5 protein-coding genes and 1 riboswitch are annotated in these 6,375 nt (G+C 64.7%); of the genes, 2 read left to right on the top strand and 3 right to left on the bottom strand.

Going from position 1 to position 6,375, the window contains the following annotated elements; all coding sequences use genetic code 11:
- Positions 1 to 529: 529 nt before the first annotated feature.
- The gene (ettA, locus tag AACZ65_RS17560; protein WP_339673070.1) at positions 530 to 2,185 is read right to left on the bottom strand and encodes an energy-dependent translational throttle protein EttA; all 1,656 of its coding nucleotides are present in this window, start codon (positions 2,183 to 2,185) and stop codon (positions 530 to 532) included.
- Between the two features lie 151 nt (positions 2,186 to 2,336).
- Between ettA and AACZ65_RS17555 the strand changes: the two genes are divergently transcribed.
- Positions 2,337 to 2,948: a nicotinate-nucleotide adenylyltransferase gene (locus AACZ65_RS17555; RefSeq protein WP_339673078.1), complete on the top strand. Its 612-nt coding sequence runs from the start codon at positions 2,337 to 2,339 to the stop codon at positions 2,946 to 2,948.
- A gap of 58 nt (positions 2,949 to 3,006) precedes the next feature.
- Entirely contained in the window at positions 3,007 to 4,506 is a 1,500-nt protein-coding gene (dacB, locus tag AACZ65_RS17550) for a D-alanyl-D-alanine carboxypeptidase/D-alanyl-D-alanine-endopeptidase (protein WP_339673068.1), read from the top strand.
- 4 nt (positions 4,507 to 4,510) lie between these two features.
- Here dacB and AACZ65_RS17545 read toward each other — a convergent pair whose 3' ends face one another.
- Complete coding sequence (locus AACZ65_RS17545) at positions 4,511 to 5,170, bottom strand: glutathione S-transferase N-terminal domain-containing protein (protein WP_339673066.1); 660 nt, start codon at positions 5,168 to 5,170, stop codon at positions 4,511 to 4,513.
- 28 nt (positions 5,171 to 5,198) lie between these two features.
- Positions 5,199 to 6,140, bottom strand: a complete 942-nt coding sequence (locus AACZ65_RS17540; protein WP_339673064.1) for an alpha/beta hydrolase — start codon at positions 6,138 to 6,140, stop codon at positions 5,199 to 5,201.
- A gap of 113 nt (positions 6,141 to 6,253) precedes the next feature.
- Positions 6,254 to 6,330, top strand: a riboswitch (SAM riboswitch).
- Positions 6,331 to 6,375: the final 45 nt, after the last annotated feature.

The raw sequence follows: 6,375 nt of genomic DNA, 5'->3' as shown, positions 1-6,375 counted from the left end.
ATGGCCGACGCGCGCGGGGGAAAGTCGAACGACAAGAGCGATTTTTGCGACAACGAGTAGGGTGGGTGCAACCCACCGACGGCGCGAGATGGCGTATGGATGGTGGGTTGTCACCCACCCTACGCGTGCTGGCGAAGCGGGTGGCGGGAGATAAAGGGGAGACGGCAGAGGATAGGGAGGCGGGTTGAGAGCCGCGCGATGGCCGACGCGCGCGGGGGAAAGTCGAACGACAAGAGCGATTTTTGCGACAACGCGTAGGGTGGGTGCAACCCACCGACGGCGCAAGATGGCGTATGGATGGTGGGTTGTCACCCACCCTACGCTTGCTGGCGGGTCCCCGTAGGGTGGACTGTCAAACGGCCCTAGATGCCGTGTTAGCACCCGCCCCACTGTTGCTCATTGCATGTTAAGCCACCCGTAGGGTGCGCATTCATTGCGCAACGTGGCGCGAATAGGTGCCGGTGATAGGTGCGCAATGAATGCGCACCCTACGACATGGCGCCCCCGGGTCAGGCCCGGGGCGCGCGTATTACCTCATGAACTTCTTATACTTCACCCGCTTGGGCTCCAGTGCATCCGGGCCCAACCGCCGCTTCTTGTCCTCTTCATAGGCTGAGAAATCGCCTTCGAACCATTCCACATGCGCCTCGCCCTCAAAGGCGAGGATATGCGTGCAGATGCGGTCGAGGAAGAAACGGTCGTGCGAGATGACCACGGCGCAGCCTGCGAAATCCATCAGCGCGTCTTCCAGCGCGCGCAGGGTTTCGACGTCAAGGTCGTTGGTCGGTTCGTCGAGCAGCAGGACGTTGCCGCCCTCTTTCAAGAGCCGCGCCATATGCACGCGGTTGCGCTCGCCCCCCGAGAGGAGCGAGACCTTCTTCTGCTGGTCGCCGCCCTTGAAATTGAACGCCCCGCAATAGGCGCGGGAATTCATCTGCGCGTCGCCCAGCACGATCACCTCGGCCCCGCCCGAGATGGCCTCCCACACGTTATCGTCGGGTTTCAGATCGTCGCGCGACTGATCGACATAAGACAATTGCACCGTATCGCCCAGTTCGATCGTGCCGGCGTCGGGCTGTTCCTGCCCGGTCAGCATCTTGAAAAGCGTGGATTTGCCCGCGCCGTTGGGGCCGATCACGCCTACGATACCGCCGGGCGGCAAGGAAAAGCTGAGGTCTTCGATCAAGAGCTTGTCGCCCATCGCCTTGCGCAGCCCGTTGACCTCGATCACCTTGTTGCCCAGGCGCTGGCCGTTGGGGATGACGATCTGTGCACGGCTGATGCGCTCACGCTCGGACTGGCCGGCCAGTTCGTTATAGGCGTTGATCCGCGCCTTTTGCTTGGCCTGCCGTGCCTTGGCCCCCTGGCGCATCCATTCGAGTTCGCGCTCCAGCGTCTTTTGCTTGGATTTATCCTCGCGCGCCTCTTGCAAGAGGCGCTTGGCCTTCTGGTCGAGCCAGGCCGAGTAATTGCCCTCATAGGGGATGCCCCGGCCCCGATCCAGCTCGAGAATCCAGCTTGTGATGTCATCGAGGAAATAGCGATCGTGGGTGACGATCAGGATCGTGCCCTTGTAGGCGATGAGGTGCTGTTGCAGCCAGGCGATGGTTTCCGCGTCAAGGTGGTTGGTCGGTTCGTCCAGCAGCAGCATGTCGGGCGCTTCGAGCAAGAGCTTGCACAGCGCCACGCGGCGGCGTTCGCCCCCAGAGAGCGAGGACACGGCCGCGTCATCGGGCGGGCAGCGCAGGGCCTCCATCGAGATGTCGATCTGGCTGTCGAGATCCCAGAGGTTCTGGCTGTCGATCTCGTCCTGCAACTGCGCCATCTCGTCGGCGGTCTCATCGCTGTAGTTCATCGCCAGTTCATTGAAACGGTCGAGCTTGGCCTTTTTCTCGGCCACGCCCAGCATGACATTGCCGCGCACATCAAGGCTGTCGTCGAGATGCGGTTCCTGCGGCAGATAGCCCACGCGCGCGCCCTCGGCGGCCCAGGCCTCGCCGGAGAAATCCTTGTCCATTCCGGCCATGATCCGCATCAGGGTGGATTTACCCGAGCCGTTCACGCCAACGACGCCGATCTTTACCCCCGGCAGAAAGTTGAGGTGGATGTTCTCAAAGCATTTCTTGCCGCCGGGATAGGCCTTGGAGACGCCCTGCATGTGATAGACATATTGATACGCTGCCATGATGTGCCGCTCCATTCCGCTTGGGTAACTGCTAATTCAGCCCGCGTGATACCTGCATGGGCGTGCGGGGGCAATGGGCTGTGGGGCGATGGATCAGGGGGCGCCCCGGATTTCGCTTTACACCGCGCGCGCCGCTGGCAATGAAGAGGCGATGACACATGCCCTGCCCCCTACCCGCCCCGGTCAGGTGATCGGCCTCTTGGGTGGATCGTTCGATCCGCCGCATGCAGGGCATCTGCATATCAGCCGCGAGGCGCTGCGGCGGTTCGGGCTCGACCGGCTGTGGTGGCTGGTGAGCCCGGGTAATCCGCTCAAGGCGCATGGGCCTGCGCCGCTTGCGCAGCGCATGGCGGCGGCGCGGGCATTGGTCGATCATCCGCGCATCGACGTGACCGATATCGAGGTGCGGACCGGCACGCGCCATACCGCCGCCACGTTGCGCGCGCTGCGCAGGCTCTGTCCGGGCGTGCGGTTCGTCTGGCTGATGGGCGCGGACAATCTCGCGCAATTCCACCTCTGGCAGGATTGGCGCGACATTCTCGACACGGTGCCGGTGGGGGTTCTGGCGCGGCCCGGTCAGCGTATCTCGGCGCGGCTGTCCCCTGCGGCGCGCATCTACGCCAGTGCCCGCCTGCCCGGCCATGAGAGCCAGGCGCTGGGACGGCGCGACGCCCCCGCCTGGTGCTTTGTCAATGTCCCGATGATGGATATTTCCTCGACCCGTCTGCGCGAGAGCGGCACCTGGACGCGGGGGCAAAAGTGACCGCGCGGCCAGCAAATCGCGATTGCGTGCGACTGGGGCCTAAGGTTTACTCTGCACCATGACCAAGCGTATTTCACGGCGGTATTTTCTGGGCACGGCGCTGGCCGCGCTGAGCGGTCCGGCCTTTGCGGGTGCACCAGCGGTCTCCCTGCGCCCGGTGGCGCGGCCCGATGGGGGCGCACGCCGCGCGGTGCAACGCGCGCCCGCCCCCGAGGCGCTGATTTCCGAGGCCAATCTGTCGGGGCGTGTGGGCTATGCGGTGGCCGACGCGCGCACCGGGCAACTGCTCGAGGCGGGCGATGCCACCACCGGCCTGCCGCCCGCGAGCGTCACCAAGGCGGTGACGGCGCTCTATGCGCTTGACGCGTTGGGGACCGAGCATCGCTTTGGCACGCGGCTGATTGCGACCGGGCCGATTGCGGGCGGTGTGCTGAATGGCGATCTCATTCTGGCTGGCGGCGGGGATCCGACGCTGGATACCGATGCGCTGGCCGGGCTTGCGGCCAATCTGGCCAAGACCGGGCTGCGCGAGCTGCGCGGCAGGTTCCTGGTCTGGGGCGGCGCGGTTCCGTTCAAACGCGCCATTGACGAGGCGCAGCCGGAACATGCGGGCTATAACCCCGCCCTTTCTGGCCTCAACCTCAATTACAACCGCGTGCATTTCGAGTGGAAGCGCGCGGGCGGCAAATATGCCGTCACCATGGACGCGCGGTCAAACCGCTACCGCCCCGATGTGACGATGGCGCGGATGCGGATCGCCGATCGCAGCGTGCCGGTCTATACCTACAAGGACGCGGGCGGCTATGACGACTGGACCGTGGCGCTGGGGGCGCTCGGGAATGGCGGCGCACGCTGGTTGCCGGTGCGCAAACCCGAACTTTATGCGGGCGAAGTCTTTGCCACCTTCGCGCGGAGCCACGGGATCAAGACCGGCACGCCGCAGATCACCGAGAACCTGCCCGGCGGCACCTTGCTTGTGACCCATGCCAGCGCGCCGCTCCGCGACATCCTGCGCGACATGCTGAAATATTCGACCAACCTCACGGCGGAAATGGTGGGGCTTGCGGCCTCGGCCAAGCGGCGGGGCGCGGTGGTGGCGCTGGATCAATCGGCGCGGGACATGAACGACTGGGCGGCGCAGGCGCTGGGCATGTCGGGCGCGGCGCTCCGGGATCATTCGGGCCTCAGCGATCGGTCGCGCCTGTCGGCGGCGGCCATGGCGCAGGCCTTGGCGCGGGCGCATGGCGCGGGCCTCTTGCGACCGCTCTTGCGACAGGTCGACTTGCGCGACGCCCAAGGCCGCCCCAATCGCAATCATCCGCTCAAGGTGGCGGCCAAGACCGGCACGCTGCATTTCGTAAGCGCGCTTGCAGGCTATGTGACGACCCCGCAAGGGGCCGATCTGGCCTTTGCCATTTTCACCGCCTCGGATAGTTTGCGCGCGCGCATTGATCCCTCGCAAGATGACAGCCCTCCGGGCGCGCGCGGCTGGAATGCGCGCTCAAAGCGGCTGCAACAGGCGCTGATCGAGCGTTGGGGCGCGGTTTACGGCGGCTGACAGGCTATTTCCGCGCTGTCGGATCGCGGCGCTTGTCAGCATGGAGCGCGCGCCCCCTTTGCACCCCTTCGCGCGCACCCACCTCCTCAAGCCAGCGGGCGAAATGCGGTTTATCCTCCAGCGTCTGTTGCTGCCCTTCCCAGAGCGAACACCAGCCCCAGAGCGCCATATCGGCGATGGAATAGAAATCGCCCGCGACATATTCAGACTGCGCCAATTGCCGGTCGAGCACACCGTAAAGCCGCGCCACTTCTGCGCGGTAGCGGTTCTTGGCATAAGGAATATCCTCGGGGGCGAATTTCAGGAAATGATGCGCTTGGCCAGCCATTGGCCCAACGCCGCCCATTTGCCACATGAGCCATTGATCGACCGCAATCCGGTCCCGCGCGGTCTGTCCGTAAAACTGCCCGGTCTTGCGCGCCAGATATTGCAGGATCGCCCCGGACTCGAAGATGTGGATCGGCGCGCCGTCCGGCCCCTCGGGGTCGGTGATGGCGGGAATCCGGTTGTTGGGCGAGATGGCAAGAAATTCAGGCGCGTGTTGATCGCCCGCGCCAATGTCGATCAGGTGGCAGCGATAGGGCAGGCCCATCTCTTCGAGGGCAATGGATATTTTCCAGCCGTTCGGCGTGGGCCAGAAGTAGAGGTCGATCGGGGCGGGCATGGGTCAGGCTCCTGAGCATGGGATGCGCTCAGAATGACGGTTTGCGTCCCATTGGCAAGGGCAGGCGGACCTCTGGCAGGCTCAAAAGGCGCGACCACCGCGGTTCCGTGACACAAGGCAGCGCGGCCCTGAGCGCAGCAAGCGGCAGATCAGGGCCAGCCCGCAGCAGGCGGTTGTAGAGCGAAAAGACACCGGGTCGCGTATAGGGCGACCAGTGGCAGACGCGCGCGGCAGGCGGCGCGATTGAAAAGCCCGCGCGATTGAGCGCCGCAAGCGTGCCCGGATGGTCCATCTGAAGCGTGAGAACATTGGGGCCCGTCGTCAGCGCCAGCCCAAGACTGCGGTCGCCGCGCCGTGGCGCGGGGATCAGACATTCCAGCAAGAAGTCGTAAAAATCATTCTCGCGGCTGGTGATATTGATCAGCTCCACGCCACGTCCCGCCGGGGTATCGAGCGCTGCGGCGGCGCGCTGACCGAATTCCGCACCGGCCAAAAGGATCAGCCGACGCACAGCACCTTCTGGCAGATGTGCCAACGCCGACAGAACCACACGCGCGCCCAGCGAATGTGCAACCGCGTGGATCGGGCGATCCGGGCGCACGGCGCGAATCATCATGACCAGTTGCGCGAGTTGCGCCCCAGCCTCTGCCGCCGCCGCATAGGCGCGCCAGATATTGCCGCGCGCAGGCCAGCCAAACCCGATACCCAGCCCCTCATCGGTCGCACCCGCACCAAAGCCAAGCCCGGCAGGCCAGCTTCGGACCTTGAAACAGGTGCGCTGCGGGGTTAGCGAGAAGATGTGATCATGCGGACATTCGGTGGCATGGTGAGGCGCGTATTTGTAGCCATGGACCATCAGGATCACCGGCCCCGCACCCCGCATCAGATCGGGCAGACCCTCAGCCAGATCACCGGCCCCGTCATGCAGCACCGGGCCGCTTGGCCCCGCATTCACATGGATCAGCGGCATGTCCCTCACCCCACCAGATGTTGTGGTTGAGAGCTACGCGGTGCATACGTCGTTCCGGTGACGCTTGCATGAAACCTGCGTGACAGAGTTGACGCGCGCGCGGCGCGGGAGTAATCCGCAGTTGTGGCGATTTGTTACCGGATTGCGGGCCACGTTAAACAAACCGCTAAAAGGTCAGGATGAAAGGCCCCTTTCGCTTGACCGCGTCGGGGCTTTTTTCTTGGGCGGGATGCCC

It is taken from the genome of uncultured Roseovarius sp. (genome assembly GCF_963972555.1).
Taxonomy (GTDB): Bacteria; Pseudomonadota; Alphaproteobacteria; order Rhodobacterales; family Rhodobacteraceae; genus Roseovarius; species Roseovarius mucosus.
Note: the sequence above shows the minus strand (reverse complement) of the source record. Positions and strands in the feature narration are given on the sequence as shown.

Excerpts from the sequence above, each read along its gene's own strand:
- ettA (WP_339673070.1), bottom strand. The coding sequence starts at position 2,185 with ATGGCAGCGTATCAATATGTCTATCACATGCAGGGCGTCTCCAAGGCC.
- AACZ65_RS17555 (WP_339673078.1), top strand. The coding sequence starts at position 2,337 with ATGACACATGCCCTGCCCCCTACCCGCCCCGGTCAGGTGATCGGCCTC.
- dacB (WP_339673068.1), top strand. The coding sequence starts at position 3,007 with ATGACCAAGCGTATTTCACGGCGGTATTTTCTGGGCACGGCGCTGGCC.
- AACZ65_RS17545 (WP_339673066.1), bottom strand. The coding sequence starts at position 5,170 with ATGCCCGCCCCGATCGACCTCTACTTCTGGCCCACGCCGAACGGCTGG.
- AACZ65_RS17540 (WP_339673064.1), bottom strand. The coding sequence starts at position 6,140 with ATGCCGCTGATCCATGTGAATGCGGGGCCAAGCGGCCCGGTGCTGCAT.